The organism is Mesorhizobium sp. M0189, assembly GCF_040322135.1.
GTDB lineage: Bacteria > Pseudomonadota > Alphaproteobacteria > Rhizobiales > Rhizobiaceae > Mesorhizobium.
The window spans coordinates 240,406-265,890 of the sequence record NZ_JAMYSW010000002.1; the positions used below are offsets into that span (position 1 = coordinate 240,406).

Genomic DNA, 25,485 nt, shown 5'->3' on the forward strand with positions numbered 1-25,485 from the left:
CGAGACTAGCGCATTGCCAGCCTAGAGCAACTTGGATTCGAAACGGTCGCCAGTTCCCCGGCGGAACCGGCGACCGGACTGCATACCAAAGGCGTTCGGATCAGATCGTGACGGTTACTGGAGCTTCCTCGGGTCGCCCGCCGACAGCCGCGCGGCATCGCGATGAAGCAGCATGACCTGCTCGGCGTCCGATATTCGGTCGTAAATCGGCTCCAGCGCACCGTCTTCATCGAGTGCAAGAGCACCCGACAAATCGGGTGAAAGCACCGTCAGCTTCTGCTTGATGCCCGCCAGTTCCTCCTTGCCGAGCGTCAGCCAGTTGTTGGCGCTGCAATAGCCGGCGAAATCTTCGCTGGCGAGAACGCTGTGCGAATATTTCTTGGTCAGGGTCTGAAGGCGCTGGACCTCGTTTACAGCCGAGCCGAAGACAGAGAATGTGAGCCGGTCGGAAAGCCCGACATTGCCGAACATCACATTGCCGACATGCAGGCCGATGCCGAATTTAATGTCGCCCAACCGCTGCTCCTTTCTGCGCAGATTGAGATCCATCATGCGCGCGGTGGCCTTGTGCGCTGCCGCAAGGGCAGCCCGGCAGGCGATCTCGGACTGCGCACGGTGCCTTTCGCAAGGGTAGACAGCAATGAAGCCATCCCCCAGGAAACTCATGATCTGCCCGCCTCTGCGATTGAAAGGTGCAGCAATGGCATCGAAAAACTGGTTCAGCGTATCGATATAGATTTCGCGGCCGGAGGTTTCGGCAAGCCTTGTCGACCCGCGCATATCGGCCATGACCAGTGCAGCCCGGATTGTGTCGCCCTCGCCGCGCTTGATCTGGCCGTCCAGCACCCGCCTGCCGGCGTCGCCGCCGAGATAAGTGGTCATCATGTTGTCGGCGAGCTTGGTGAGCACCGCCATCTTGGTTGCGATAGCGAGATGGTTCTGGATCCGCAGCAGCGCCGAAATCATGTTGTCACTGAAGCCTGCAGCACTGTCGGTGGACCAAGACCCGATCATGCCCTGACTGGTGTTGCCGCTGAAGGGATGGACGAAAGCCATGTAATCGGTGACGCCCATAAGCTTGAGGTCATCGAAAACAGGAAATTCAGACGGCACCGACGGGTCGAGCCGGCGCCGCAGATGGTCGAGTTTGTGGCTGAGCAGATGGTAGTATGGGCTGGTCAGGAATCTGTCGGAAGGAACGCCGTCGTCATGACGGAAGCCTTCTACTTCCAAGCCCTGGCCGCGGAGCCAGGTGAAGCCAAGCGCGTCATAAAGCGGATGAAGCATCGAAAAGCTCAAATGCACCCGCCTCAACGGCAGGCCGGCAGCAGCCAGCCGTTCACAAAAGCCCTTTACCAATGTTTCCAGGTCGTCGCCCGCCAGCGCCGATTGGGTCAGCCAATCAGCAACCTTATCCATGAGAATGGCAGAAATTTCTGCTTGCGCTGTGCTCATGCTATCTCGAAATCTCCTTGATCCGCCACAAATTCGCCGGCTCGGACGCCGTCAGGCCTTCACCACCGTCTCTCGGGTTAGCCCGAGGCGGCCAAAAACATTGCGTGTGTCGACGATCAGAAGAGCGTGATCCGCGATCGCCTGATAGTCAATCGCGTCGTGGTCGGTTGCAACGACGACAGCATCGAAATCCTTCAAGGCCGCCTCGGTCAATTCGACCGAGCGACGCCCCTTGATCGCCATATGCTCCCGTGTGGTCGGGATCTCCGTAACATGCGGATCGTGGAATTCCGCCTTGCCGCCCCATTCCTCGATGAGTTCAATGAGCCGCAATGAGGGGCTTTCGCGGATGTCGGGCACATTCTTCTTATAGGCGAGCCCGATGATGAGAATGCGCGAGCGGCTGAGCGCCTTGCCGCAGCGCCGGTCCAGCGCCTTCGCCAGTTCATCGACCACATGACGCGGCATAGCCGTGTTGATCTCTGCCGCCAGCTCGATGAAGCGGGTCGGCAGTTCATATTCGCGCGCCTTCCACGTCAGGTAGAAGGGATCGATCGGAACGCAGTGGCCGCCAAGTCCGGGGCCGGGATAGAAAGGCATGTAGCCGAACGGCTTGCTCTTTGCCGCCTCGATCACCTCCCAGATGTCTATGCCCATCGCACCGAGCACGACCTTCAACTCGTTGACCAGGGCTATGTTGACCGAGCGGAAGATGTTTTCCGTCAGCTTGACCGCCTCGGCGGTCGCCGTGGTGGAAACCGGAACAACGGTCTTGACCACGCCCTGGTAGAAAGCCTGAACGAGTGTCGCCGCTTCAATGCCGTCGCCTGCCACGATCTTGGGGATCGTCGCGACTTCAAAGCTTCGGTTGCCGGGATCCTCGCGTTCGGGCGAGAAGCCGAGGAAGAAATCTATCTTCGACCGCAAGCCGGTTTCTTCCAGTATGGGCTTGATCACGTCGTCGGTGGTGCCGGGATAGGTGGTCGATTCCAGCACGATCAGCTGGCCGAGACGCAGATGCTTCGCGATGGTGCCTGCCGTGTTCCTGACAAAGGAGAGGTCCGGCTCACGGTTTTTCGTCAGCGGTGTCGGAACGCAGATGATGATGACATCGCAGACGGCCAGTTCAGCAAAATCCGCAGTGGCGCGGAACCGTCCGCTCGCCACCTGGCCGGCAAGGGCTGTCGAGGTCACCGCCTCGATATAGGATTGGCCGTTGTTCAGGCTCTCGACCTTCTGGGCTTCGACGTCGAAGCCGGAAACCGGGAAGCCGGCGCGTGCGATCGCAACCGCCAGCGGCAGCCCGACATACCCCAATCCGATCACGCCGACTTGCGCGGCGCGCGTCGAAATCCGGTTCAGAAGACGGTCATATGTCGATCGTGAGGCGTCCAAAAAATCTGCTTTCCCTTAATTCGGACAGACCGTCCGCTTCCATGGCGAGGCTCACTTGGTCCCAAGAACCCCGAGGCATATTGCGGAAAATCGATGTCCGCAAGCTGTCAGACCGGCACCTTCGCCTTCAGGCTTGCTGCAGCCATCGCATAGCCGCCGGCGGCGCCATCGATGAAATGAACGTGATCGCGCTGCAGCGGCGAGGCGACGAGGCATGTCATCAAGGCCGATTTCTGGCGGTGCAGGCCATAGTTGCAGATGCCCGCTTCTTCCGCCTGTTTCAGCCGGTTCTCGATCCGTTGCAACACATCCGCGTCAACGTCGATGGTCATCTTCAAGCCGTCGTCGAACTTCCGGAAATCCGAATTGCTGGCCACGTCGCGTTTGTAGATCTTCGGATCGAATTTGCCGATCGTCCAGCCATATCTATCGGTAACAGCCGTAAGCGTCATCAGGAACACTATCCACAGCTTCGACAGCCATCGCCGTCCTGCCGGCGCCGTGGCGCGCGCCTCGATATCGAGGCCGGCGGGCAGCAAACTGTAGTCCGGTCCGTTCACCGGCACCGGGTGGCCATCGCGTTCCTGCCTGCCGGCAAGGGCGATGATGTCGGAAACCAGAAACTGAAAACCGCGCAAGTCGCGCGACGCCCCCGGTATGGCTATGATCGAGACGATTTCGCCATTCCGGGCTTCGATCGGGTTCCAGCGGCACGAGAGGCCGGTCAGATCCGGCCGCGCGCCGGCCGGCGCTGGATCGATGCGGTAGCGCCCCGCTTTCATCTCGGCTTCCGCCCAACTGCCGCCACCGCCGGCGAACATGGCATAGAAGACCGCTTCGGAGGCCTGGAACCTCGCCACGCGAACGTCGAGGCCTTGCGCTCTGATATCCTTTATCGGCACGATTGCGGCACGCAAGGTCAGGTCGAGTTCGTCCGCCACCCATCTCTGGACAGCCGCCAGCGCGTTGCGGGTGATCTCCAGCGCCGAGCCGGGAAATGCCACGAGCGCGCCGTCGCCGCCGAAGACAAAGGGAAGATCTTGCCGACCCAGCGCATTGAGCAGCGCCGAAATGACGCTGGCACCGGCCATATTGACGGTTTTATAGCGCCCAGCCCCGATCGCCTTGGTCGAGCCGACGATGTCGGCGGTGGCCAGCGCCCAGCCATCGGGGAGAGGCCGATAGTTATCGATATCGGCAACGCTTTCGAACTTTGCGAAGACCGGCAGGGAAGCGACAAACGGATCGGACGCGGCAGCTGTTTCCATGAGCATCAGATAGCACATTCCACTGCTTGAAGGTGAAGTCGATCATGCTTCGAAATTGACTTGCGCAGGCTTTCCGATGATAGGGTCCGGCGATGCGAATTGCCTTCTACGCGCCGCTGAAGTCGCCCAATCATCCCGTTGCCTCCGGCGACCGCCAGATGGCACGGATGCTGGTCAAGGCGCTGGAGCATGGAGGGCATAGCGTCGAACTAGCATCCGAATTACGCTTCTATCTACGCGAACCGGATTCGAAAAGTTTCGACGCGCTCAAGATCGAGGCCCGGGAGGAAGCCGCGCGGCTGGCAAGGCTTTGGGATCGTGACGGCAAGCCCGGTCTGTGGTTCACCTATCATCCCTATTACAAGGCGCCCGACCTGATCGGGCCCGAGCTGGCGTTGGCCTTTGGTGTCCCCTATGTGACAGCGGAAGCCTCCTATTCGAGGCGGCGCAACACCGGTTTGTGGGCCGATACGCAAGCGTTGGTGGCGCGAGCCGTCGAACAGGCAGCGCTGAACATCTGCTTCACGCAAAGGGATCGTCAGGGACTGGCAGATGCGATTCCCGACGCCGCTTTCGGCATGCTTTCGCCCTTCATCGACACATCGGTATTCCGGGAAACGCCGGCACGGAGTTGTCCGACGCGCCTCGTTACCGTCGCCATGATGCGCCCGGGCGACAAAGTCGAAAGCTATCGCATGCTGGCGCAAGCGCTCGGTCCGATCGGCCACCTGCCCTGGACCATGTTGGTCGTCGGGGATGGGCCTGCCCGTGACGAGGTCAAAGCGCAATTCGCCGGCTTGCCCGCCGCCCGTATCGAATGGCTTGGCGCGATTGAGCCAGCCGCCGTGCCGGATGTCCTCTACAGTGGGGGAATTTACGTCTGGCCGGGTTGCGGCGAGGCCTATGGCGTTGCCTATCTTGAAGCACAGGCCGCCGGCCTTCCGGTGGTGGCTCAGGACATCGCCGGCGTGCCGGAGGTCGTGCGGGATGGCCAGACCGGGTTTCTCACCCCGCCGGGCGATGTTGCGGCGTTCGCTTCTGCCATTGAAAGGCTTCTGGCCCGTAACGACGAAAGAACCATCATGGCCGCGGAAGCCAGACGTTTCATCCTCGAAGAACGTTCGCTCGGTGCTGCAGTGGCGCGGCTGGCCGAACTCCTTGCGAAGATCCCGGTTTCATGACACCCGATCAGATCTGGCAGCCCTTGGTGGAAGAACTGGCGTGCCGGCAACGGGCAGACCGCAAGGCAGAGTTCTGGCTGCGCGACGATGACGCCGTGGGTCCGACGCCTGCGCTTGATCGGCTGCTCGACCTCACGGGTGAATTCGCGGTTCCGGTGACTCTGGCTGTCATTCCGGCCCTGACTGATGAGAAGCTTGCCGTCCGGCTTGACGAGGCGCCGCATGCCACGGTCGCCATCCATGGCTGGGCGCACCGAAATCATGCGCCCGAGGACCAGAAAAAGCAGGAGCTCGGCGCGCATCGGCCACGCGAGGCGGTGCTCAATGATCTGGCTCGCGGGCTGTCGCACGTAACCGGCCTGCACGGCGCACGTACCGTTTCGATGCTGGTGCCACCCTGGAACAGGATTGACGCCGGCTTGGTATCCGACCTTGGATCGATAGGATTTGCGGCATTGTCGGTCTATGGGCCGCCGAGGCGCGCTTCACTGGCGGTCATCAACAGCAATGTCGACATCATGGATTGGCATGGCACGCGCGGCTGCCGCGATCACGGCCTATTGGTTCAAGCTATCATCGCGCAATTGCAGCATGCATTCGATGGCGGCGAACCGGTCGGTCTGCTCACCCACCATCTCGTACACGATGAATCGGCCTGGCTTTTCCTCGAACGGCTGTTCACCGTCACCGCACGGACTGAAGCCTGCGCATGGCTTCCGATCAGGACATTGATCGAGCGCAGCGCCGGTAGAGCAATTCCAGGAAAAGTGTGAACGGTTTTCCGTCCGGAATTGCGTCAAAACAAAGAGATAGAGCGCTTCGCCGTTTCTGTGAAACGGTGAAGCGCTCTAGAGGAAAATAGCTCAGCGCTTTTTGCGCAATGAGACTGGAAGTTTGAGCGTCTGGCCATCCCGCGCGGCAAAAGCGCCGGTAAACCTGTCCTTGGCCAGTTTCTCGATCTTGTCCAGTTCCTTGTCGGTGCGTGTCGGATCGTGGTGAAACAGCGCAAGCCCCCGCGCACCGGCCGCCTCACAGAGCTTGACGCCCTGTTGCCATGTCGAGTGCCCGTAACCGCGGCGGCGTTCCATTTCCTCCTCGGTGTAGGTGCAATCGTAAATGACGAGGTCGGCATCTTCGATCAGGCCGAGCACCGTCTGATCGAGTTTGTCCGACTCGTGCTCAGTGTCTGTGATCACCGCCACGACGCGGCCGCCCCATTCGACCCGGTAGCCTATGCAGCCGCCCGGATGGATAAGACTGCCGGTTCGGACCACCACCCCTTCGCGCGGGCGAAGCACGTCTCCGGATACGAAATCGCGATAGTCGAGGCTTGCCTTGCTGATCTCCAGTTTCACCGGAAACCACGGCGGCCGCATGAACTCATCGACCATCTGCCGGGTGGTCATGTGTCCTGCAAGATGCCCGGACCAAAGCGTAACCTTGGCGCCCCGGTCATAGATCGGCGCAAAAGACGGCAGCCCGATGATGTGATCGTAATGGCAATGGGTGAAAAGCAGGTCGAAATCGGTGACGCCCAACGCCTGAAGCGCCGCGCCGGCAGGCCGTAGGCCAGAGCCTGCGTCGAACAGAAGCGTATGCTTACCGCATCGCATCTCGACGCAGATTGAGTTGCCGCCATAGCGAGAGAATTCTGGCCCTGATACCGAAATGCTGCCGCGGACACCCCAAAACCTGACCAGGAAAACGTTGTCGTCCATGCTACCCCTTCGCCCATCATATCCAAACAACTGCTGCTAGGCGAGACAGGCTTTCTCCGGGTGATCTTCTCAGCGAGAGGACAGTGCCGTCACGACGGCGAGGATCGAGCGCACGTCCTTCGTTATTTGGCGCTTCGTGCGTCGATCAGATCCGCGGTTGTATGGCTTAGGCGATCGGCAAGAACCCGCAATATCTCGATGGTCATTTCCGGGAACTCCCTCATAAGCCTCAGGAAATGATCCTTGCGGATTCTCAGGACTTCCAGCGGACTTGCCGCTCTGACGGTGGCAGTGCGGGAGCTGTTGCACAATATGGCGATCTCGCCAACGATCGAATTTGGCTCCAGTTCGGCAACTTTTATCGGTCCGCTGTCGGAATCGACAAGAATATCCGCCCTGCCTGAAAGGATGACATAGGCGGCGTCTCCCTCGTCGCCCTGCCGGAAAAGGATCTGGCCGGCGCTGTAGCTCACACGATCGGATGTGAACGCAAGCAGCTTGAGCTTTGTCGGCTCGATGGCAGAGAACAAGGGAACGCGTTGCAGCATTCCAACTTCATCCTTGAGCAGCATTGTCGCAAACCTTCCAAAATTCGCGTTTGCCAGACTAGAGCAACGGACGCCCAGATGGAATCAATTCTCTTTTCGAGACGGCGAGACAAACCACGCGAAAGGTGGCGAGCCCGATGTCGTGCACCGGCAGAATGATCCCATCTGAATGTCCGTTGCTCTATGACAACAGTTCCTTGAAGATACCGTTCCCTGCCAAAAGTGTCTCGTGTGTTCCGTCTTCCGCCAATTGACCCGAGTCGAAGACGATAACGCGATCGAACATCATCGCCATTGCCGGATTCGTCACGACCCACACAATTGCCGGCGAATGGCCGTCGCACCTGGCTTCCTCGAGCACGTTTCGCAGCACCTTATCCTGCATGCGCTGGTCGAGCGCCGAAAGTGGCCGGTTGAGAATGAGAAAATCGGGACGCTTGAGCAGGGCCCGGGCAACATCGAGCTTCTGTCGCTGTCCACCGGTCAGCCGCCTGCCGCCGGAGCCGACGTTGAAGTCCAGGCCGACATCCAGAAGTTCGGCATAAAGCCCCAGTTCGTCAAGAATGTCATAGACGATAGAGCGTATGCGGTCCGGTGCGTCGGGATGGTTGTTGCCCACACGCCCGAACAGGACGTTATCCATGACGGTGGCCGCGGCAATGTATTTGGCAGGGTCATACCGTTCGACCGCATTTTGCAGTTCGGGCGGCAGGTTTTCATAGAACCGGCTGCGTGCAGCGACGATCTTGCTCATCAGCTCGTCGCTCAGCAGGCCGAAGCGATGCCGGGGCTCGATGTAGGCAAAGCTCAAGGTGACGATCATGGCGCGATCGTTCTCTGAAACCGCCTCGTGAGGACGGTTCTTGAGCCGTTGTAGCAAGGTTTCGTAGGCGGGTATCTCCTCGGCGCTCATAAAGGCGAGCTGCTGGAAGAACTGGTGATCGGGCGGCAGGTCGGCAAACAGCTCGATCGCCTGTTTGGCGATCTCCAAGCCCATTTCGTAGAGCGTGCGGTCGAGGCCGGCTTGCCTCAGCACAGAAGCAAAATAGGGATTGGCCGCCAGGGCCCTGTCGGCCAGTTCGGGGCCGGCGGCAGCGCCGAAGAGCAGGTTTTGGCCGATCGTTGCTTCCTTGTTGTAGGCGCCCGGTTCGAAAGGAACCACCAGTCCGCTCAGCCCCTCTTGTTCCAGCCTGGTTCGCAGCGCCGCACGCAGTTCAACGATCCGCCTGGCAAGCTCCGTGTGACGCGTGAGGTCGGCCGAAGAGCGCAAGCCGAGATCCAGAATGTCGCGCGACAGAACAACCGCGTCGAGCACCCGGCGCACGGCTTCAAAGAGGTCGTGCGGGCCGGTAGCCCCGGCGGAAGCATAGTTGATCCAGTCGCTGTGGATATCGAGATCCGGATTGCCCGACCGGCGCGCCTCGTGGATATTCCAGCGGTGCTGGTCTGCCGCGGCACCGTCATAAGGCACCGATGTCAGCGGCGCATGCTTCAACCCGTAGAGCAGGTTGTCGCGGAGGCTTGCCTGGAACAGGAAAACATCCGACGAGGCATAGGACATGCGCCGGCCGGTCACTGCCTCGGGAAGTTCAAGCAGGTCGTCGGTGCCCGAAGCGACCCTTCCGCTGTCCGGCCAGTTCAGCCGCGCGAAGGCTTCTGCAAGCGCCTCCGCTCCACCTGTTGCGGTACTGACCAGCGCCACCGTCTCACCCGGCTTGACCTGGAGGGAGATACGGTTGAGGAGCATTGCACCGCCATCGTCTGCTATAGACAGATTGATCGCCGATAGGGGATTGGTCATCGGATCAGGATCGTCGATCGTCAATGCCCCGATTTTCGGCGCGATGAGACCCTCGACGGTGAACTGTTCAACGACCTGTTGATATTTGACCTGGACATCCTGCCGATCCTGATCCCAGTCGATCAGTTCCTTCATCGGTCCGGGCAGGTCCTTGTAGGCGCCGATCACGGCCACGAGCTGGCCGACGTCCAGCCTCCCCTGGATGACCAGATACCCGCCGATCATATAGAACAGAAAGGGCGTGAGCTGCGCGAGAAAATTGTTGAGGAACTTCACCATGAATTTCCATTGGTAAAGATCGAAGCGGATCTTGAAGATGAGCCCGAGCCGGGCAGCTATGTCGGCGCGCTCGTAGTTTGATGTATCGTGGACGTGAACCGCGCCGATGCCGTCGACGATTTCGCCAACCCGGCCCGAAAGCGCGCGCGCCGTCAACTGCCGTTGGCGCCCGAGCACGATCAGCCGCCGCCGCATTCGCGGGATGAGTACGATCTGGATCACCACGATCACGACCGCTATCATTCCGAGCCAGACGTTCTGGATCATGATGAACAGCATGGCCGTCACCGCCTGGCCGCCGAGCAGTACCGGCTGCAGGAAGGCGTCGCCGATGAAGCCGCCCAGCGGCTCTACCTCGTCCTTCACCATGGTCGCCACTTCGGCGGATTTCACCCGCTTGAAGTAGACCGGCGGAAAACGCAGCACACGGTCCACCAGATCGAAGCGGATACGTCGCAGCATGCGTTCGCCCAGGCGGCCCTTGTAGGTGTTGATGTAGAATTTGAACAGGCCGTTGATGACGACTAGCAAGAGGAACACAAGGCTCAGGGCAAACAGGGTCTCCTTGCGGTCGAGCTGAAAACCGGAGAAGAACTGGACCTCTCCAATGAACGGCAGGTTATAGTGTAGCCTCATGAATGGCTGGGTCGCGCCCGGTTGCTCGAAGCCCCTACCTTGGATCGGGCCGTTGACGATCAGCTTCGGTAGGTCGAAGGACATGAAATACGGGACCATCGAAAGCACGACGATCATCAATATCCAGAGCTGCTGCTTCTTGGTGTGCGTCCAGATGTAGCGGGCTAGGCTGGGTTCCATATGCGACTGCGGACCCTTCAGTTGAAAGGATGCAGGATGTAAACGCACCTGCTGGCGAATGGCGTATCGGCAATTTCTTCGTCGCCAACGACAAAGTCGAAGCTGCAGTGCACGGACATTGTCCTGCGCTCAACGATGCAAGGAACCTGCGAGGCGGCGCGATCCAGTTCCGGCGCATGGTCGATGACAACGACATGGGCATTGTTGATCAGCGAAGAAGGCAGCTGGCCAGACGGTTCGCGGCTTCCGCAGGGCGTTGGCGAATAGCCGAGCAGCACGAGGCCGCAGCTGGGCGGCTGGTGCTGGCGGATGGACGCCGATGATCCGGACAGATGCAACAGGCTCTCTCCGGCACCGGGCAATAGCCAAGCGGCTTGCAGCATAATCACGTCCGCGGAATCAAACAGTCTTGCGGGAGGCAAGATTGCGTTGTGTCGCCCGAAATCCCAACATACAAGACAAATATGATGGATGTCACGCAACCACGCAATGCCGGTATGGACTGGCACGAGCAAGCCTTGGACCTCACGCGGGGAATTGCTGCTTATGTCAACTGCCCTCTCGTGGCAGGGCTGGCGCGCGTCGTCACCAAGCATCCGAAGGCCGATATCGCCAACGCCTTCAACCACAAGCAGGTCGCCTGCAAGATGTGGGCGCTCGACAGGCTGTTCGAAAGCTGCGGCGGCCGGTTCGGGCGCATATGGGTTCTGGGTGGATGGTACGGCGTATTGCCGGCAATGCTTTTCAACGACGCCCGCTTCGACATCGCGGCGGTCGATAGCATCGACATCGATCCCGAAGTCGCGCCGGTCGCCCGGACCCTCAACCGGGAAGCCGGCGACCGGTTCCGGGCGCTAACGGCAGATATGTACGCACTCGACTATGCGGCCGTCCGGCCCGACCTGATAGTCAATACGAGCTGCGAACACATAGCCGATCTGCGCGCCTGGCTTGCTCTGCTTCCGCGGGGCACGAATGTACTGCTGCAATCGAACGATTATTTCAGCGAGCCGACGCACATCAACTGCGTGGCTTCACTTGCAACCTTCGAAGCAATGGCGGCGCTACGGGAGGTGCGGTTCTCCGGCGAACTGCCGACAAAAAATTATACGCGCTTCATGCTGATTGGAACTGTTTAATGTATTTCGCCCAAAAGTGCGTAGCGGTTTTCGGACAACGACATGCATAAAACAAGACTTGAAGCGCGTCGCACGAAACTCACCAGACGCGACGTGCGTTAGTCCTACTGAGTCAGTAACGCAGTAGGACTAGGATCTATCGTCTGTTTGATCATGAGCTTTTCCGAAACCGGGCTCCACTTTTAGGGACCATGTTCGATACCGCTCGTGCAGGATTTGCGCGGAGCGACGCGCGCCTTCCAGATCGAGACGATGCGCGGATGGCGTCGGTCTCACAAGCGCCTGTTCGATCGCTTGCGCCAAACCTTCAGGCGTTAGGTCCTTTTCCATCAGCACCGTTGCAAGACCGAGTTCTTCGAGCATCAGGGCGCGAACCGTCTGTTCGGTTTCCCCGCCGGCTGCAAATGGAACGAGCAGGGAGCGACAACCCGCGCGCAGGACATCGCAGACCGTGTTGTAACCCGCCTGCGAGACTGACAGGCGGGCGCCTGTCAGCAGGCTGGCGAAATCCTCGCGGAACCGGAAGATGGACAGGCCCGGCGTGGCATCGCGTGCGATCGCGTCAAATTCGTCTTTCGGCAGGTTTGGGCCGGTGATCAAACACCATTTCCGAGCGTTGTTGGCATTCCGCGCCGCTGCGATGGTGGAGCTGACAAGGCTCTTTCCGGCAGCCCCGCCGCCAACCGACACCAGAACGTCGAAGCGCTCGGAGGCCGCGGGCGAGGGCGGCGCGGCAACGAGCCCTGTGTAGGTGACCTCGGCCCTGATCGTCCCAGCCAGCGGAAATGTCTTGTCGATGGTTGCGAAAGCCGGATCGCCGTGGACCATAACAAGGTCGAAATGCCTGTTGATGAGATCGACCGTTTCCTCGTTTCGGCCCGGCTTGACGCGCTCCTGAAGGATGTCACGGACGGACGTCGCCAGCAGCGGTCTGGGCGACGTCGCGTCGATGGCCTCGATCAGCGGCAAGAGTTCGAAACGCATCTGTCGGCGTCCAAATGGAAACGCCTCGAGAATGACGATATCAGGCCTGCAATCCCGGAATGCCTGCAGCAGCATCTCTGAACGCCATTTCTTGAAATCATCGTAGATCGGGTTGCCCTCCAGGTCGACAAGTCCGGAAAATCCTTCATCACCGGAGGTGACAGGTGGCAGGATTACAGATTTTACACCGAGTCCCGGAAACCCGGCGATCGGCGCTCCGCCGGTCACGACGGTCACGTCAAACCCGTCATCGACCAGAGCCGCCGCAATGCGGCTGGCGCGCGCAAGATGGCCGATGCCGAGCAGGTGCTGGACATAGAAGAAAGCGCGCAGCCGCTTCATTCGGCGGCCCGCCACTCCCGCTCGAACAGTTCCTTGAGCTGTCCAATGCTTGCCATATGATCGAAATTGCCGCGCACGCGCCGCTCTGCGGCGTCGCCGAGGCGGGCGCGCAGTACGGGATCACGGATCAGGCGCTCCAGCGCCTGTGCCAGGGCAATTGGGTTTTCCGTCGGAACCAGCAGCCCGGTTTCATCCGGCGATAAAAGCTCCGGCACGCCGGAAATATCGGTCGACACGCAGGCAAGCCGCTGGCTGGCCGCCTCCACCAGAACATTCGGCAGACCGTCACGATCGCCATTTGCGGTGATCCTGCAGGCCAGGGCGAAGATGTCGGCGCGGCGGTAGTGCTCAAGCACTTCCTGCTGCGCAAGCGCGCCTTTCCAAGAGACGCGACCATCCAGTCCGAGCTTTTGCGCCAGCGCCTTGAACCGCTCCAGTTCCTCGCCGCCGCCGATATGCTCGAAACGCCACGCCAAATCACCGGGCAACAGGGCAAGGGCCTGCAGCAACGTATCGTAACCTTTCTTTTCAACGGCGCGCCCGACACTCAGAACGACAACCGGTTCGTCCGGCGCCGAGCCGTCATGCTGCTTTCGCGCCTCGCCGAAACTGCCGAAGCGATCAAGGTCGAGCCCATGATAGCTCAGATGTATAGACGAGTTGCCGTTAGCGAGTTTTTTCAGACGGTCGAAGCCGGTTTTCGTGCAGGTGACCGTCCAGCGCGCCGAGGAAAGCTTGCCGGCCAGATCCCAGTCCGCCGAAGTCCAGATGTCCTTGGCATGGGCCGAGCAGGTCCAGGGCAGGCCACGAAGCTGGCTGGCATAGCGCGTCACCGATGCCGGTGTGTGCGCGAAATGTGCATGCAGCCAGCCCGCGTCTTCCGGCCATTCGGCCGCCAGCACGAGCGCTTGCCCGAAGCGGCGCGCGCGATTGCGCGTAAAGTCGTGGGGGAGATCGGCAGCCAGCGATCCGAGCGTGCGCCAGAAGCACGGCCGCAGCAGATAGGCAAACAGCGAGCGAAGCACGCGCAGCGGCTCTTCATGCAGATATTCCGGCAGATAATGGACCGGCGCTTTGATCTCGTCATGCACGGGGTGGCGTTTTTCGTCGGTCGGCCGCCTGAGCGCGACGAGTATCAGGTCGAACCCTGCACGCTCCAGACCGAGCAATTCCTGCGCGATGAAGGTTTCGGACAGCCGCGGATAGCCCTTCAGAACCACGACGATCTTGCGATGTTGCAACTCAGGTCATTCCTTCAATGACCGAAAGGTGATGGCCGGCCCGCCTGTCGAGCAGTTCCGCGACGATTTCGGAAATATGAGGCAGCCCTTCCAGCGTCAGATGCGGATTGCTCTGTGATGGGTGGGGCCGGTCCGGCAGCGCCACCAGTGCATCGGCAAACCGCTGGGAATCCTTGGCTTCCTCCGGCAAAAGCATCTCGATGAGGCCAAGTTCGGCTGCGCGCCGAGCGCGGATCAGTTGTTCCTGGCGGGGCTCGACGCGCGGCACGATCAGCGCCGGCTTGTCGAAAGACAGTATCTCGCAATAGGTGTTGTAACCGCCCATCGCCACTACCGCCTTGGCGCCGGCAATCAGGTCTTCCATGCGGTTGTCGAACTCGATGATCTTGATGTAGGGGATCTTGGACCCCTTCTTGAGCAGCTTGTTGCGCTTGCGCGCCGGCATGTAAGGCCCAAGCACGATCAGGGCCCTATGCTGCAATTGCGGATCCTGCTGATAGGCATCGATGACGTCGTGGATCAGTTCGGCGCCGTCACCGCCGCCACCGGTGGTAACGAGGATATAGTCGCCCTCGGGCCGGTGGCCGGGCAACTCGTTCCGCTGCAGGCTCCGTTGCAGGAAACCGACGAACCTCATCTTTGCCCTGACAGCCGGCGGCACATCCAAGCCGGTCAACGGATCGTAGAAATCCGGCGGGCCATAGGCCCAGACCTTGTCGTAGAACAGGCCTATCTTGCGCATCACATCCCTGCGTGCCCACTCTGCTTCGAGCAGATGCGGCGCATCCATTACCTCGCGCAGGCCAAGCACGAGAGTGGTGCCCCGCGTCTTGAGGTAGGACAGCGTGTCCTCGATCTCACCGCGCAGGCCGAGCGGTTCCTTGTCGACGATGAAGATATCCGGCCGGAAGGTCTCAGCTGTATGGCGGATGATCGACTGGCGCATCCTTAGCGTCTCATGCAGATCGATGTCCTTTTCCAGCGAGGTGTATTCGCCGTTGCGCAGCTTGATGACGCTGGGGATCTTCACGAAGTCGACACGGGCGCGGTAGTCGAAGGCGCCAGCGATAGTCGCACCCGAAATGATAAGCACCTGAAGTCCGCGGAAATCCTCGACCAGCGAATGCGCGATAGTCCGGCAGCGCTGCAAATGGCCGAGCCCGAACGTGTCGTGGCTGTACATGAGAATTCGAGCGTTTTCTGCGTGCTGGGTCATTGTTGAACGTCTCTTAGAATTCTCGCTTTGAGGACCGTGAGCGACCCGCCGGCTTCGAAACCATCCTGGTTTTGAAACATGAGGCCGCGATTTTCAATTTGTATTACTTCTGTGGAATGCCTGTCAGATAACTTTCTGATTGCCTGAGTCCGAAACTAGATGGATTGGCGAATATCGCCTCGGCGGGAGCGGGTCGAGACTCCCTGTTGTTGTTTTGGGATGGATCGAAGGGGAAAGCGGTGTCCAAAAGATCGGCAGAAGTCATCGCTCTTGATTCCAATAAGGCCTCTCCGAACTTGATTGGTTTCCGAGCGGTGAAAGCGAATTCCGCTATCCTGCGCATATAGTCAATTGCTTGATCGGTATACGAAAGGACAGGGTCACCGGGCGTCGCACGGCGCATGTTGTTGTAGAACTCATTTCGCGCGCCATTGCTCTCGGTCTTGGGGGACCAAAAGTGCTGCCCATCAATCTCTTGACGGGCGGTCTGATTATGATTCACCGACCAGAACTGAGCCATCTATCGCCCAAGCTAGCCGGAATTTCGGCAGGAATCGAGTGGACGCCAGCGCTCACAACACACCGCCTGCGGCAGAGTGTGTGCAACACCGGTTACTTGTCGATCGCTATGGCCTCTGGCTAATGCCTTAGCTGGGGCGGTGACGGTCCTTTTTGAGACGACCTGAGCGCGTCGCCGAACGTCGCGAGGTGCGAAAATCACTCGATTGGTCCCGATAGTTGGCGAAACCTCAATGAGTTTGATGATTGGCCTCGTAGGTTCACAGAGGGCGGCGACGATCTCGTCGGGGTTCTCTTCCGCCTAGTTGAAGATCCAGGCTGCCGACCGGGAGATCGACGACTTCATCACCGTCGCACGCTCGCGCCTAGCGTGACGAGAAGCTCGTCCAGTTGCTCGAACGTCTCGCCCATCGCATCCGCCGCCCCGGTGCCGGCAGCGTCGAGAGCTTCCTTTGAGGGATAGAGCTCGTGCATGACCAGCAGCGTCTTGCCACCTATTTCCTCGAAGGTCACCGTGGTGATGGGTCCACCGTCACCACCTTCGTCATTGGTCCAGACGAGGCGCGAGTGCGGTGTCACTTCGATATACCTACCGAAGAACTCGTCAGGGTTTGAGGCATCGTGGCCGAATACCAAACGGTACCTGCCCCCGACACGAACATCCATCTCGCAGGAACGCAGGAACATGCCCATCGACTTCGGTGCCCACCACCGCATGAACAGCTCGGGCTTGGTCCAAGCCTCGAACACGGTGGGTGCCGGCGCGTCAAAGGTTCGCGTAACGACCAGCTCCCGGTCGGACTTCCGTTCCACCATCGTGCGGTTCTGCATGGGGGTGGGCTCACTAGCTCTTGTTTCGTCCATCGACTTTCTCCTTCCGTTTCAATTCCTCGACAACCTTGTCCAACTCGTTGAAGCGTGCGTCCCAGAGCTGGCGGTGCCTCTCGATCCATGCCGCCTCTTCCTCCAGTGCGCGTAGGCCAAGCTTGCAGGTCCGCACGCGCCCAACCTTCTCCGTGGTGACGAGCCCCGCCTTCTCCAAGACGCCGACGTGCTTCTTCATGCCCGTGAGGGTCATGTGGAACTTTTCGGCAAGGTCCGTGATCGAGGCGTCTGCTCGTCCGAGTTGCTCCAAAACGCCGCGCCGGGTGGCGTCCGAGAGCGCGGCGAATGAGGCATCGAGGTGGGGCATTAAATACTGAACCATATGGTTCAGTATTTAACAGACGGGCTGGCGGCGTGCAAGGGGAGACCGAGTGGGCTGCGTTGCCGGCCGCCCCTTCTGGTAAATCGCAAGCGATTAGCGGATGTTCAAGTCGGAGCAGGGTCGGTGAGGAAGGGCATGATGTCCACGCCGTCTCCTGGGAAGACGGTGAAATGCGGGTGGTTCTCGAACAGGCGGGCGGCGGCATCGATGGTATCGGCCTCGACGACAATATAGCCGCAGAAAGGGTTCACGGCGTCGGCGATGCCGTCCCTGGTAACGCGCCTCGTCTTACCGACCATGCCGCCGCGATCGGGGAAAAATGCGGCATTTCTCTCCTCCCAGTCCGCCCACAGCTGTAAGCCGACGGCATCAATCGTATCCTGCTCGGGCTTAGGCAGGCTGCGAAAGCGGGCGAGGTCTTCGGGCTTCATGGTGTAGACGGCAAGAAAGCGGGGCATGCGGCGGTTTTTTCTTCGTGCTGGCAGAAGCATGCTAGCTTAGACTCCTGGAGGGCCCAAGTCACTGCGCATTACCACCCTTTGGCGCTCCGTATCTTTCAGTCCGAAATGATGACCCGAGGCTAAGGTTGGCCATCTATTTTGAACGCTGACCTGGGCGGGCGGAACTGCTCCACCACCAGATCAACACGCACATCAAGCGTCATCCTCGCTGTTAAGCGCAGGCCGAAAGTAGTGTCGACGCCACAAACTCGCGATTCTCTGATGTGCTCGCGATTCTCTAAAGAACAGAATCACCGAGCAGCAGGCGCGACCCGACCTCCACGATAGACCTGATAGCCGGCAGCAGCTCCTGCCCCAACGAGGTCAGCTCATATTCCACCGTCGGCGGCGAGGTCGCCATCACGTTGCGACCGAGGACGCCGCGCTCCTCGAGATCCCGCAGTCTGCTGGTCAGTACCTTCGCCGAAACGGCTGGGATATCGCGGCGGAGTTCCGAGAACCGACGCGGGCCTTCGCTCAGGGACCAGAGCACCTCGGGTGTCCAGCAGCCGCCAAGCAGCGCCATGCATCTCGACATGGGGCAGCCGGGGGGAGCCTTCACCTTCTTTCGCGCCTTGAGAACCATCGCACACCCTTCTCGAGGAGTTTCCAGTTGGTTACCGGAAAATGGCGGTAACCGCAAGATACGTGGTTTCCAATGGTAACGATGGCCGCTATTCGAAGGCTCTCCAATCACACAACCACGAAATGGACTGAACGATGTATGCAATAACTGGAGCAACAGGACAGCTTGGCCGTCTCGTGATCGAGGCACTGCTGAAGACCATTCCCGCCGACCGGATCGTCGCGGCGGTTCGCAATCCGGCAAAGGCCAGCGATCTGGCGGAGCTCGGTGTGATCGTAAGGGAGGCGGACTACGACCGTCCCGACACGCTCGCCCCGGCCTTCGCCGGCGTCCAGAAACTGCTACTGATTTCGTCGACCGAGGTCAGCGGCCGCCTGCCGCAGCATCGGGCGGTGATCGAGGCAACCCAACGCGCCGGAGTTTCGCTGATCGCTTACACCAGCATGCTGCATGCCGACACGTCTTCCGCAACGCTCGCAATCGAGCACCGGCAGACGGAGGAGGTCATCGCGGACTTGGGCGTTCCCGCCGTCATCCTGCGCAATGGCTGGTACACCGAGAACCATCTGCTGGCGCTTCCGGCGGCTCTGGAGCACGGCGCCTTCGTCGGCGCCGCGAAAGACGGGCGTTTCTCGTCCGCAGCGCGGCGGGACTATGCCGAGGCCGCAGCCGTGGTGCTGACGACCGACGACCATGCGGGAAAGACGTACGAGCTCGCCGCAGACCAAGCCTTTACGCTCGCCGAGCTTGCGGCGGAGGTCTCGCGGCAGTCGGGCAAGGCTATCGCCTACAACGATTTTTCCCAAGCCGCCTATCAGGATGTGTTGGCGGGGGCCGGGCTGCCGGCCGACCTCGCTGCGCTTCTGGCCGATACCGACGCCGCAGCCTCACGCGGAGCGTTGTTCGATGACGGAGGCGCCCTCGGGCGGCTGATCGGTCGTCCGACCACTTCGATGCAAAGCCTCGTCGCGGCCGCATTGCGCGGTTGAAGGCTGGGCTCAGCGACTTGAGGATGCGGTCTTTCTCGTAATGAGACCAATCAGCTTATCGATTTTCTCGGCCGGGTTCTCCTTTCGTCGCGCCGAGGCGGTTAAGCAGATTAAACGTGATCCTGCCGACATCGTTCATGGCGCCTGCGGCTGGCAGCGCGCCGCACCAGGCAACCGAGCTTGCCGAAAAGATCAAGCCGCCTGCTGCGAGCTTTCGCAGGGTCATTTCGGCGCAGCGGCGGGCGATGCGTTGCGTATCCCCGCCCTCGCACCAGCGCGTCGGATCCTGGAAGAAGCTGTCGGGAAATCCCGTCGCACGCGCGATCACGACGGTGTCCGCGGATGTGCCGAGGGCTGGATCCGTCGCATCCACTTCGTAGCCCGCGGCACCGCCCAGCACGATGCCGTCCGAACCGAAGGTCGCATTTTCAACGCCTTCGAACAGCCATGCGCATCCTGCTTCATGGCTTTCGTCAGTGCGCGTGAAGGGGCGTGCGCCTTCGAATCCCATCAGTGAGATCGCGCCACCGATCAGCGAGAATTCGCCGCGGCCACGGGAGCGGAGATAGCCGCCTGGTTCGTTGGTGATCGACAGCGCTTGTTCGGCGACCGGGCCGTCCCACGTGCGGCCGGCCTCCAGCGGCGAGCGCCGCAGCTCCATCAGATCGTCCTTGAAAGCCACAGTGGCGGCGAAGCCGTTTCCGCCGAGATAGGCGATGCTGCCGCCTTCGGCCACAAACTGCCGCAGCGCCTGCTCCATCTCGATCGACATATATTCGGGATGACTGCCGGTGACGACCGCTTGGTGTCCACGCAGACCGTCTATACCGCATTCGTGCAAATCATGATCGGTCATGACGTCAAACACGATTCCATTGTCGTGGCAGAATCGGAGGAAGTGCAGATCGACCGGCAAATTGTGTGGGCAGCCGCAGAGGGGATAATCGTAATCGTCCCTGAGCGTCACTTTCGGCTTTTTGTAGGAGCAGATAGAAACGCCGCTAAGGTCGGAGTGGTAGTCGTAAAGAGACTTCAGATTGTTGGCGACCGCGAAGCGATGTCCCCGGTCGTCGCTTTTCCATTCATAAAGATGATCTGGGAGATATTCGTCCGCATAAGCGAGATAGGTGGCCGTCGGCACGAGATACAACAGCGGCGACGAAACCTGTGATGAGGTGACGAAGAACACCACGCGTTCGTAGCTATCCTCCCATTCGATCTGGAACGCGTAGACGCCTGGGCGTGCGTTTTCAGGGATTGTCACGCAGTGCGATGCCGGCCACTCAAGCGGGCCGATGTCGTCGTCGTGGCAATGGATAGCGTCGTAGTGCGACGGCACGAAGCGAGGTTCGAAGCTCGATCCGTCCCAGCGTGCCGAAGTCATGCAGAAGGCTGGCTGATTGATCACATCGAGGAGCAGCGGATCTGCTCTGCCCGACGACAGGATCGGCTGCGTTGGTAACAGCGTCGGGAAATCCCAGGCAATGGTCCCCTGCGGTGTCTCGAGCCGGATCGCGGCAAATTTCGCGTTGAGGGTAGGTTCGTGGTGAGTAGCACTTGCGCCGAAATGGATGCCGTGCGCTTGAAGGTTCCGCGCAGGGCTGCCAAAACCTTCACGAAGTTCGTAAGGCGCGAGGAGATCATGCGATTTGATCCGCAGACGCGGCTGCTCCTGCCGCAGATCCAACTCGACAGTGAGCCACACACCAGTTGGCGCCTTCCTCTCGACAAAGGTTTCGCCGCCGATTTCCAGGGCAAATGCGCCGTCGCGGAGGCGCAGCCCGAGGGCGCCTGCTTCCAGGATCGTACGCGCACCTCCGTTGCGCGTGAGGAACAGCTCAAAACGAATGCCGTGGACGGCTTGTACTTTGGCCAGTTCGCCGGCTCGCACGAACAGGAACGACCCTTGGTCGAAATGCCGATGCCGTGGTTCACCCACCGCTTCGATGGACCAGGCCAGAAATTCCGGAGCCGGCTTGTCGAGTCGGCAAATTCGTGTGGCCTTTATCGGCCGATCGCATGACAGGCTGAGGTTGATCTGCTGGCCTGCTTTGGCACTCCAGGGGGTGGTATAACCAACCACGCTCATCGCGTCGTGGTCTACTGCGCGCTTCATCTATCCTCCCGATGAACTCCAGATGGGCTGCGGCGAACCGCGCAGACCGGTCCGATGCCGGCCAATACGCTGCCGCTCTGACAAGCAAAGTTCCGCATGGCGCACTACCGCCATGATGTACATGCTTGTATAGATAAGCTGCATTCGGATAGTCTCGACGCGATCGGTCCAAGCGCGACATTACCAAGGAGGATGACATGCGCAACGCATCTCTCTTCGACCTGTCAGGCAGGAAGGCGCTTGTAACCGGCGCAAGCCGTGGCATCGGGCGCAGCATCGCCGAGGCGCTCAGCGCAGCCGGCGCCGACGTCGCGATCACGGCGCGCAGCGTGGCCTCGCTCGAGGAGACGGTGGCCGCCATCCGCACTGCCGGCGGGGCCGCGCATGCCATCGCCCTGGACGTCACCGATGTCGACCAATGCCGGGCGGCGACAGCCGAGGCCGGCAGCCTGCTCGGAGGTCTCGATATTCTCGTCAACAATGCGGGTGTGGAAGAGGTCCGCCCCTCGCTCGATGTCGACGAGGCCTTGTGGGACAGGATTGTCGATACGAATCTCAAAGGCGCCTTCTTCTGCGCCCAAGCCGCCGCGCGGCAGATGAGAGACGCCGGACGGCCCGGCGTCATTATCAATCTCTGCTCGTTGACCTCCGAGGTCGGGATTCCCACGGCGGTGCCTTACGGCTCGTCGAAATCAGGCCTCCTCGGCATGACGCGGGCGCTTGCGGCGGAGTGGGCCGATCTCGGGATCCGGGTCAACGCCATCGCGCCTGGCTATTTCAGGACAGCGATGACAGACGTGTTCTACAGCAACGAGGCATGGCAGCAATCGATGCTCGCCAAGATTCCGCAGCGCCGTTTTGGTGATCTCTCGGACCTGCACGGAATCGCGGTGTTCCTCGCTTCGGATGCGGCAGCCTACATAACGGGCCAGTCCATTCCCGTGGATGGAGGCTTTCTCGCATCGATTTGAAGGCTTCAGGGACTGGAGACGTGTCCCAGAAGTGATCGACAAGCGCTAACCGTGATTGCGTACTAAGAAAAGGAGCCGCCATGTCTGACGTCAGCTTCCACCGCCTGTCATCCCTCAGTGTCGATCAGCGCGCCAATTTACTTAAACGCGCCGAAGGAGATCTGTCTTCCTTCATCGAAAAGGTCCGTCCAATCATCCAGGCCGTCAAGAATGAAGGTGACGCGGCCTTGCTCCGGTTTGCGCGCGAGCTCGACAAAGCCGATGTTGCCGACGGTGGACTGAAAGCTTCGGAAGCGGAGTTCGATGCGGCATTCGACAAGGTCGACAAGGATGTCGTGGAGAGTATCCGGTTTGGCATCGAGAACATAAGGCATTTCCACGAGGAGCAGCGCCCGGAGACGATGTGGCTCAAGGAAGTTCGGCCTGGCGCCTATGCGGGTGACCGATACACACCGATCGCTTCGGTTGCGCTTTATGTTCCGCGCGGCAAAGGCGCCTTCCCCTCGGTGACGATGATGACCTCGGTTCCAGCGGTGATTGCCGGGGTTCCGCAGATCGCGATCGTGACGCCTGCGACTTCGGATGGTTCCGTCGATGCCGCGACGCTGGTTGCCGCCCGCCTCGCCGGCGTGGAGACCGTGTACAAGTGCGGCGGCGCCCATGCGGTTGCCGCTGTCGCCTATGGAACCGAGACTGTGAAGCCCGCCGTCAAGATCGTCGGACCGGGGAGCCCGTGGGTAGTGGCGGCAAAGAGCGTGTTGTCCCCGATCGTCAACACGGGTCTCCCCGCCGGTCCGTCCGAAGCGATCATCTTTGCCGATGACAGCATCGACGGCGGCCTGGCCGCTCTTGACCTGTTGATCGAGGCCGAGCACGGGCCGGATTCGTCCGCCTATCTGGTGACGCACAGCCGCAAGGTCGCCGAAGCCGCGTTGATTGCGATACCGGAACACTGGTCCCGGATGACCGAACAGCGCGTGGAGTTCTCGCGCGCCGTGCTCACCGGAAAACGCGGCGGTATTGTGCTGACCGAATCGCTGGAGGACAGCTACCGCTTCATCAACGACTATGCGCCGGAGCATCTCGAGATTCTGTCAACGGAGCCATTTGCGCATCTCGGACGTATCACAGAAGCCGCCGAGATCCTCATGGGGCCGCATACCCCGGTGACCCTCGCCAACTTCGTCCTCGGGCCCAATGCGGTGCTGCCGACCAGCCGGTGGGCGCGAACCTTCGGACCGCTTTCTGTGACGGATTTCGTCAAGAGATCATCAGTCGGCTATGTGACCTCGGCCGCCTATCCGGAACTCGCACTGCATGCCCGCAGGCTCGCCCGTTACGAAGGGTTCAGCTCGCACGAGAACGCGGTTTCGGAGATCCGCGATCGCTATCTCGCCGGCTGAGCGGAAACGATGATGATGAGGGCGGCACGACTCCATGGACCCGGCGACTTGCGCGTCGAGAATATCGCCGCGCCAGGCGCTCCCGAGGTGGGCTGGGTGAAGCTGAGGGTCGATGCCGCAGGCATCTGCGGTTCCGATCTCCACAACTTCCGCACGGGCCAGTGGATAAGCCGGTCGCCTTCGACGGCAGGCCATGAACTGACAGGCACGGTGATCGCCATCGGCGAGGGCGTGGACACCGTCGCTGTTGGCGACCGAGTGGTCGCCGATTCCCGCTTCTGGTGCGGAGAGTGCGCGCAATGCCATGCAGGCAGGCGGCATCTTTGCACGTCGCTGGGCTTTGTTGGCGAAATATGCGACGGCGGATTTGCCGAACAAGCGGTCCTGCCCGCACGCCTGCTGCACGTCGTCGATACCGCGCTTGACGAACGGGTCGCGGCGATGGCCGAGCCGCTGGCTGTAGCGTTGCATGCAGTGCGGCGTCTGCCGAAAACGGTCGGCTCCGTTCTTGTCGTCGGCTGCGGCACCATTGGCGGTCTTGCCGCGCTGCTGCTCTCTCGAACCTTCGCAGGTACCGTGCTCGTCGCCGATCGCAACCCTGGCCGATGCGCCCGGGTGGCGCGGGTGACAGACGCCAGCATCGTCGACTTGAACCGGGACGCCATTGCCGCGGCGACCGCTGATGCCCCTTGCTCGCTGCCGTCGAAGCGACCGGCAGCATCGCAGCACTCAGCCAGCTGCTCGGCGTTCTCGATGCCGGCGGCATCGTTGCGATGGTCGGCATATTCCATGGGCGCCTCGATATCGATCCCAACCTCCTGGTTGAACGCGAAATCACATTGCTGGGATGCCACGCCTTTGCAGATGAGCTTCCCGACGCCATCCGGATGCTTGGCGAATTGACCGAGCCCATGGTCGAACTGATCGACCGCGAGATCGGTCTGGATGATGTTCCCGCAGCCTATGAGCGGCTGTTGGCGGGGCAGGGCGATGGCTTGAAAACAATCATCCGGATGCGGTCTGCCGGGCGCGTGTGATTTCCGAACATTGCCGGAAAGGATTTTTGAAATGATCTCTTTGCCCGACACCGCCAGCCCTCTTTACGAGAAGGTCAAGGACTACATCCTGACGAACATCGGAACGGGGCGATGGAGCAAGGATCGGAAGCTGCCGTCCGAAAATGAATTCGTGGCGACACTCGGCGTGTCTCGGATGACGGTTCATCGTGCCTTGCGGGAGTTGACCTCTGCGGGTTTTCTGATCCGGCTCCAGGGCGTCGGCACATTCATCGCGCCACCTCGACCGCAATCCGCACTGATCGAGATCAACAACATCGCGGCGGAAATTGTCGCGCGGGGAAACAGGCATCGCTCCGCGGTTATCGTCCTCGAAGAGATCATGCCGACAAAGGAACTCGCGCTTTCGTTCGAGTTCGCAAAGCGCGCGTCGATCTATCATTCCATTGTCGTCAACTTCGAGAACGACCTGCCTGTGCAACTGGAAGAGCGCTTCGTCAACCCGGGCCTGATACCCGACTATGACAAGCAGGATTTTTCCAGGACAGCGACCTACGACTATCTCATGCAGAAAACCCCGGTGACGGAGGTCGAGCATATCATTTCGGCGACCCCTGCCGATGCCGAAACGGCGCGGCATCTGGGCATCGATGCGGGCAGCTGCTGCCTGCTTCTGCATCGCCGGACATGGACGGGCGCCGTCGTTGCCACGATCAGCAAGCTGACTTACGTTGGAAGCCGCTACTCGCTTGGCAGTCGGTATTCTCCGTCCAAAAAAACCTGATCGCAGTGAAG

At 60.5% G+C, this 25,485-nt stretch carries 23 protein-coding genes and 1 pseudogene; 8 read left to right on the forward strand and 16 right to left on the reverse strand.

The window, feature by feature from the left end; genetic code table 11:
* Nucleotides 1-114: 114 nt before the first annotated feature.
* The 3 genes from NKJ09_RS03965 to NKJ09_RS03975 all read right to left on the reverse strand — a co-directional run bounded on the left by NKJ09_RS03965 (nucleotide 115) and on the right by NKJ09_RS03975 (nucleotide 4,118).
* Nucleotides 115-1,455 (reverse strand): adenylate/guanylate cyclase domain-containing protein, encoded by a 1,341-nt coding sequence (locus tag NKJ09_RS03965; RefSeq protein WP_023716526.1) that lies wholly within the window; start codon nucleotides 1,453-1,455, stop codon nucleotides 115-117.
* A 51-nt stretch (nucleotides 1,456-1,506) separates the two neighbouring features.
* Nucleotides 1,507-2,850 (reverse strand): nucleotide sugar dehydrogenase, encoded by a 1,344-nt coding sequence (locus tag NKJ09_RS03970; protein ID WP_031193288.1) that lies wholly within the window; start codon nucleotides 2,848-2,850, stop codon nucleotides 1,507-1,509.
* A 107-nt stretch (nucleotides 2,851-2,957) separates the two neighbouring features.
* Nucleotides 2,958-4,118: a DUF3095 domain-containing protein gene (locus tag NKJ09_RS03975; protein WP_352482493.1), complete on the reverse strand. Its 1,161-nt coding sequence runs from the start codon at nucleotides 4,116-4,118 to the stop codon at nucleotides 2,958-2,960.
* A 92-nt stretch (nucleotides 4,119-4,210) separates the two neighbouring features.
* Between NKJ09_RS03975 and NKJ09_RS03980 the strand changes: the two genes are divergently transcribed.
* The gene (locus NKJ09_RS03980) at nucleotides 4,211-5,299 is read left to right on the forward strand and encodes a glycosyltransferase family 4 protein (RefSeq protein ID WP_352482317.1); all 1,089 of its coding nucleotides are present in this window, start codon (nucleotides 4,211-4,213) and stop codon (nucleotides 5,297-5,299) included.
* A complete protein-coding gene (locus tag NKJ09_RS03985) occupies nucleotides 5,296-6,072 on the forward strand; it encodes a polysaccharide deacetylase family protein (protein ID WP_352493873.1) in 777 nt (258 codons plus the stop codon). Before NKJ09_RS03980 ends, NKJ09_RS03985 begins: the two co-directional genes overlap by 4 nt.
* Before the next feature lie 90 nt (nucleotides 6,073-6,162).
* Here NKJ09_RS03985 and NKJ09_RS03990 read toward each other — a convergent pair whose 3' ends face one another.
* The 4 genes from NKJ09_RS03990 to NKJ09_RS04005 all read right to left on the reverse strand — a co-directional run bounded on the left by NKJ09_RS03990 (nucleotide 6,163) and on the right by NKJ09_RS04005 (nucleotide 10,943).
* The gene (locus tag NKJ09_RS03990) at nucleotides 6,163-7,017 is read right to left on the reverse strand and encodes an MBL fold metallo-hydrolase (protein WP_352493874.1); all 855 of its coding nucleotides are present in this window, start codon (nucleotides 7,015-7,017) and stop codon (nucleotides 6,163-6,165) included.
* A gap of 122 nt (nucleotides 7,018-7,139) precedes the next feature.
* Nucleotides 7,140-7,589: a cyclic nucleotide-binding domain-containing protein gene (locus tag NKJ09_RS03995; protein ID WP_254023581.1), complete on the reverse strand. Its 450-nt coding sequence runs from the start codon at nucleotides 7,587-7,589 to the stop codon at nucleotides 7,140-7,142.
* Nucleotides 7,590-7,746: 157 nt separating this feature from the next.
* Nucleotides 7,747-10,461, reverse strand: a complete 2,715-nt coding sequence (locus NKJ09_RS04000) for an ABC transporter transmembrane domain-containing protein (RefSeq protein WP_352493875.1) — start codon at nucleotides 10,459-10,461, stop codon at nucleotides 7,747-7,749.
* Between the two features lie 17 nt (nucleotides 10,462-10,478).
* Entirely contained in the window at nucleotides 10,479-10,943 is a 465-nt protein-coding gene (locus NKJ09_RS04005) for a hypothetical protein (protein ID WP_352482312.1), read from the reverse strand.
* Between NKJ09_RS04005 and NKJ09_RS04010 the strand changes: the two genes are divergently transcribed.
* Complete coding sequence (locus tag NKJ09_RS04010) at nucleotides 10,929-11,600, forward strand: class I SAM-dependent methyltransferase (protein WP_031193291.1); 672 nt, start codon at nucleotides 10,929-10,931, stop codon at nucleotides 11,598-11,600. The genes NKJ09_RS04005 and NKJ09_RS04010 overlap by 15 nt on opposite strands.
* Nucleotides 11,601-11,729: 129 nt before the next feature.
* On the opposite strand, the gene NKJ09_RS04015 is transcribed toward NKJ09_RS04010, so the two are convergent.
* From NKJ09_RS04015 to NKJ09_RS04050, 8 genes are all read right to left on the reverse strand, one after another.
* Nucleotides 11,730-12,926, reverse strand: a complete 1,197-nt coding sequence (locus NKJ09_RS04015) for a glycosyltransferase family protein (RefSeq protein ID WP_352493876.1) — start codon at nucleotides 12,924-12,926, stop codon at nucleotides 11,730-11,732.
* Entirely contained in the window at nucleotides 12,923-14,167 is a 1,245-nt protein-coding gene (locus NKJ09_RS04020; RefSeq protein WP_352762347.1) for a glycosyltransferase, read from the reverse strand. Before NKJ09_RS04020 ends, NKJ09_RS04015 begins: the two co-directional genes overlap by 4 nt.
* Before the next feature lies 1 nt (nucleotide 14,168).
* The gene (locus NKJ09_RS04025; RefSeq protein ID WP_023716538.1) at nucleotides 14,169-15,383 is read right to left on the reverse strand and encodes a glycosyltransferase family protein; all 1,215 of its coding nucleotides are present in this window, start codon (nucleotides 15,381-15,383) and stop codon (nucleotides 14,169-14,171) included.
* Nucleotides 15,384-15,486: 103 nt separating this feature from the next.
* Nucleotides 15,487-15,903, reverse strand: a complete 417-nt coding sequence (locus tag NKJ09_RS04030; RefSeq protein WP_352493877.1) for a hypothetical protein — start codon at nucleotides 15,901-15,903, stop codon at nucleotides 15,487-15,489.
* Between the two features lie 344 nt (nucleotides 15,904-16,247).
* Nucleotides 16,248-16,766, reverse strand: a complete 519-nt coding sequence (locus tag NKJ09_RS04035) for an SRPBCC family protein (RefSeq protein WP_352493878.1) — start codon at nucleotides 16,764-16,766, stop codon at nucleotides 16,248-16,250.
* Entirely contained in the window at nucleotides 16,747-17,109 is a 363-nt protein-coding gene (locus NKJ09_RS04040; RefSeq protein ID WP_023716541.1) for an ArsR/SmtB family transcription factor, read from the reverse strand. Before NKJ09_RS04040 ends, NKJ09_RS04035 begins: the two co-directional genes overlap by 20 nt.
* Before the next feature lie 104 nt (nucleotides 17,110-17,213).
* Nucleotides 17,214-17,567 (reverse strand): hypothetical protein, encoded by a 354-nt coding sequence (locus NKJ09_RS04045; protein ID WP_023716542.1) that lies wholly within the window; start codon nucleotides 17,565-17,567, stop codon nucleotides 17,214-17,216.
* Between the two features lie 280 nt (nucleotides 17,568-17,847).
* Entirely contained in the window at nucleotides 17,848-18,135 is a 288-nt protein-coding gene (locus NKJ09_RS04050) for a winged helix-turn-helix transcriptional regulator (protein WP_245278483.1), read from the reverse strand.
* 194 nt (nucleotides 18,136-18,329) lie between these two features.
* On the opposite strand from NKJ09_RS04050, the gene NKJ09_RS04055 reads away from it, so the two are divergent.
* The gene (locus NKJ09_RS04055; RefSeq protein ID WP_352493880.1) at nucleotides 18,330-19,184 is read left to right on the forward strand and encodes an SDR family oxidoreductase; all 855 of its coding nucleotides are present in this window, start codon (nucleotides 18,330-18,332) and stop codon (nucleotides 19,182-19,184) included.
* A 55-nt stretch (nucleotides 19,185-19,239) separates the two neighbouring features.
* On the opposite strand, the gene NKJ09_RS04060 is transcribed toward NKJ09_RS04055, so the two are convergent.
* Nucleotides 19,240-21,300: a N,N-dimethylformamidase beta subunit family domain-containing protein gene (locus NKJ09_RS04060; RefSeq protein ID WP_352493881.1), complete on the reverse strand. Its 2,061-nt coding sequence runs from the start codon at nucleotides 21,298-21,300 to the stop codon at nucleotides 19,240-19,242.
* 197 nt (nucleotides 21,301-21,497) lie between these two features.
* Here NKJ09_RS04060 and NKJ09_RS04065 point away from each other — a divergent pair, with 197 nt between their 5' ends.
* The 4 genes and pseudogenes from NKJ09_RS04065 to hutC all read left to right on the forward strand — a co-directional run bounded on the left by NKJ09_RS04065 (nucleotide 21,498) and on the right by hutC (nucleotide 25,474).
* Nucleotides 21,498-22,271, forward strand: a complete 774-nt coding sequence (locus NKJ09_RS04065; protein WP_023716546.1) for an SDR family NAD(P)-dependent oxidoreductase — start codon at nucleotides 21,498-21,500, stop codon at nucleotides 22,269-22,271.
* Between the two features lie 80 nt (nucleotides 22,272-22,351).
* Complete coding sequence (gene hisD, locus NKJ09_RS04070; protein ID WP_352482878.1) at nucleotides 22,352-23,674, forward strand: histidinol dehydrogenase; 1,323 nt, start codon at nucleotides 22,352-22,354, stop codon at nucleotides 23,672-23,674.
* A gap of 15 nt (nucleotides 23,675-23,689) precedes the next feature.
* Nucleotides 23,690-24,711, forward strand: a pseudogene (locus NKJ09_RS04075) (zinc-dependent alcohol dehydrogenase).
* 31 nt (nucleotides 24,712-24,742) lie between these two features.
* On the forward strand, nucleotides 24,743-25,474 hold the full coding sequence (gene hutC / locus NKJ09_RS04080) for a histidine utilization transcriptional repressor HutC (RefSeq protein WP_023716549.1): 732 nt from the start codon (nucleotides 24,743-24,745) through the stop codon (nucleotides 25,472-25,474).
* Nucleotides 25,475-25,485: the final 11 nt, after the last annotated feature.

Excerpts from the sequence above, each read along its gene's own strand:
- NKJ09_RS03965 (WP_023716526.1), bottom strand. The coding sequence starts at position 1,455 with ATGAGCACAGCGCAAGCAGAAATTTCTGCCATTCTCATGGATAAGGTT.
- NKJ09_RS03975 (WP_352482493.1), bottom strand. The coding sequence starts at position 4,118 with ATGGAAACAGCTGCCGCGTCCGATCCGTTTGTCGCTTCCCTGCCGGTC.
- NKJ09_RS03980 (WP_352482317.1), top strand. The coding sequence starts at position 4,211 with ATGCGAATTGCCTTCTACGCGCCGCTGAAGTCGCCCAATCATCCCGTT.
- NKJ09_RS03985 (WP_352493873.1), top strand. The coding sequence starts at position 5,296 with ATGACACCCGATCAGATCTGGCAGCCCTTGGTGGAAGAACTGGCGTGC.
- NKJ09_RS03990 (WP_352493874.1), bottom strand. The coding sequence starts at position 7,017 with ATGGACGACAACGTTTTCCTGGTCAGGTTTTGGGGTGTCCGCGGCAGC.
- NKJ09_RS03995 (WP_254023581.1), bottom strand. The coding sequence starts at position 7,589 with ATGCTGCTCAAGGATGAAGTTGGAATGCTGCAACGCGTTCCCTTGTTC.
- NKJ09_RS04000 (WP_352493875.1), bottom strand. The coding sequence starts at position 10,461 with ATGGAACCCAGCCTAGCCCGCTACATCTGGACGCACACCAAGAAGCAG.
- NKJ09_RS04010 (WP_031193291.1), top strand. The coding sequence starts at position 10,929 with ATGGATGTCACGCAACCACGCAATGCCGGTATGGACTGGCACGAGCAA.
- NKJ09_RS04015 (WP_352493876.1), bottom strand. The coding sequence starts at position 12,926 with ATGAAGCGGCTGCGCGCTTTCTTCTATGTCCAGCACCTGCTCGGCATC.
- NKJ09_RS04025 (WP_023716538.1), bottom strand. The coding sequence starts at position 15,383 with ATGACCCAGCACGCAGAAAACGCTCGAATTCTCATGTACAGCCACGAC.
- NKJ09_RS04030 (WP_352493877.1), bottom strand. The coding sequence starts at position 15,903 with ATGGCTCAGTTCTGGTCGGTGAATCATAATCAGACCGCCCGTCAAGAG.
- NKJ09_RS04035 (WP_352493878.1), bottom strand. The coding sequence starts at position 16,766 with ATGGACGAAACAAGAGCTAGTGAGCCCACCCCCATGCAGAACCGCACG.
- NKJ09_RS04040 (WP_023716541.1), bottom strand. The coding sequence starts at position 17,109 with ATGGTTCAGTATTTAATGCCCCACCTCGATGCCTCATTCGCCGCGCTC.
- NKJ09_RS04045 (WP_023716542.1), bottom strand. The coding sequence starts at position 17,567 with ATGCCCCGCTTTCTTGCCGTCTACACCATGAAGCCCGAAGACCTCGCC.
- NKJ09_RS04050 (WP_245278483.1), bottom strand. The coding sequence starts at position 18,135 with ATGGCGCTGCTTGGCGGCTGCTGGACACCCGAGGTGCTCTGGTCCCTG.
- NKJ09_RS04055 (WP_352493880.1), top strand. The coding sequence starts at position 18,330 with ATGTATGCAATAACTGGAGCAACAGGACAGCTTGGCCGTCTCGTGATC.
- NKJ09_RS04060 (WP_352493881.1), bottom strand. The coding sequence starts at position 21,300 with ATGAAGCGCGCAGTAGACCACGACGCGATGAGCGTGGTTGGTTATACC.
- NKJ09_RS04065 (WP_023716546.1), top strand. The coding sequence starts at position 21,498 with ATGCGCAACGCATCTCTCTTCGACCTGTCAGGCAGGAAGGCGCTTGTA.
- hisD (WP_352482878.1), top strand. The coding sequence starts at position 22,352 with ATGTCTGACGTCAGCTTCCACCGCCTGTCATCCCTCAGTGTCGATCAG.
- hutC (WP_023716549.1), top strand. The coding sequence starts at position 24,743 with ATGATCTCTTTGCCCGACACCGCCAGCCCTCTTTACGAGAAGGTCAAG.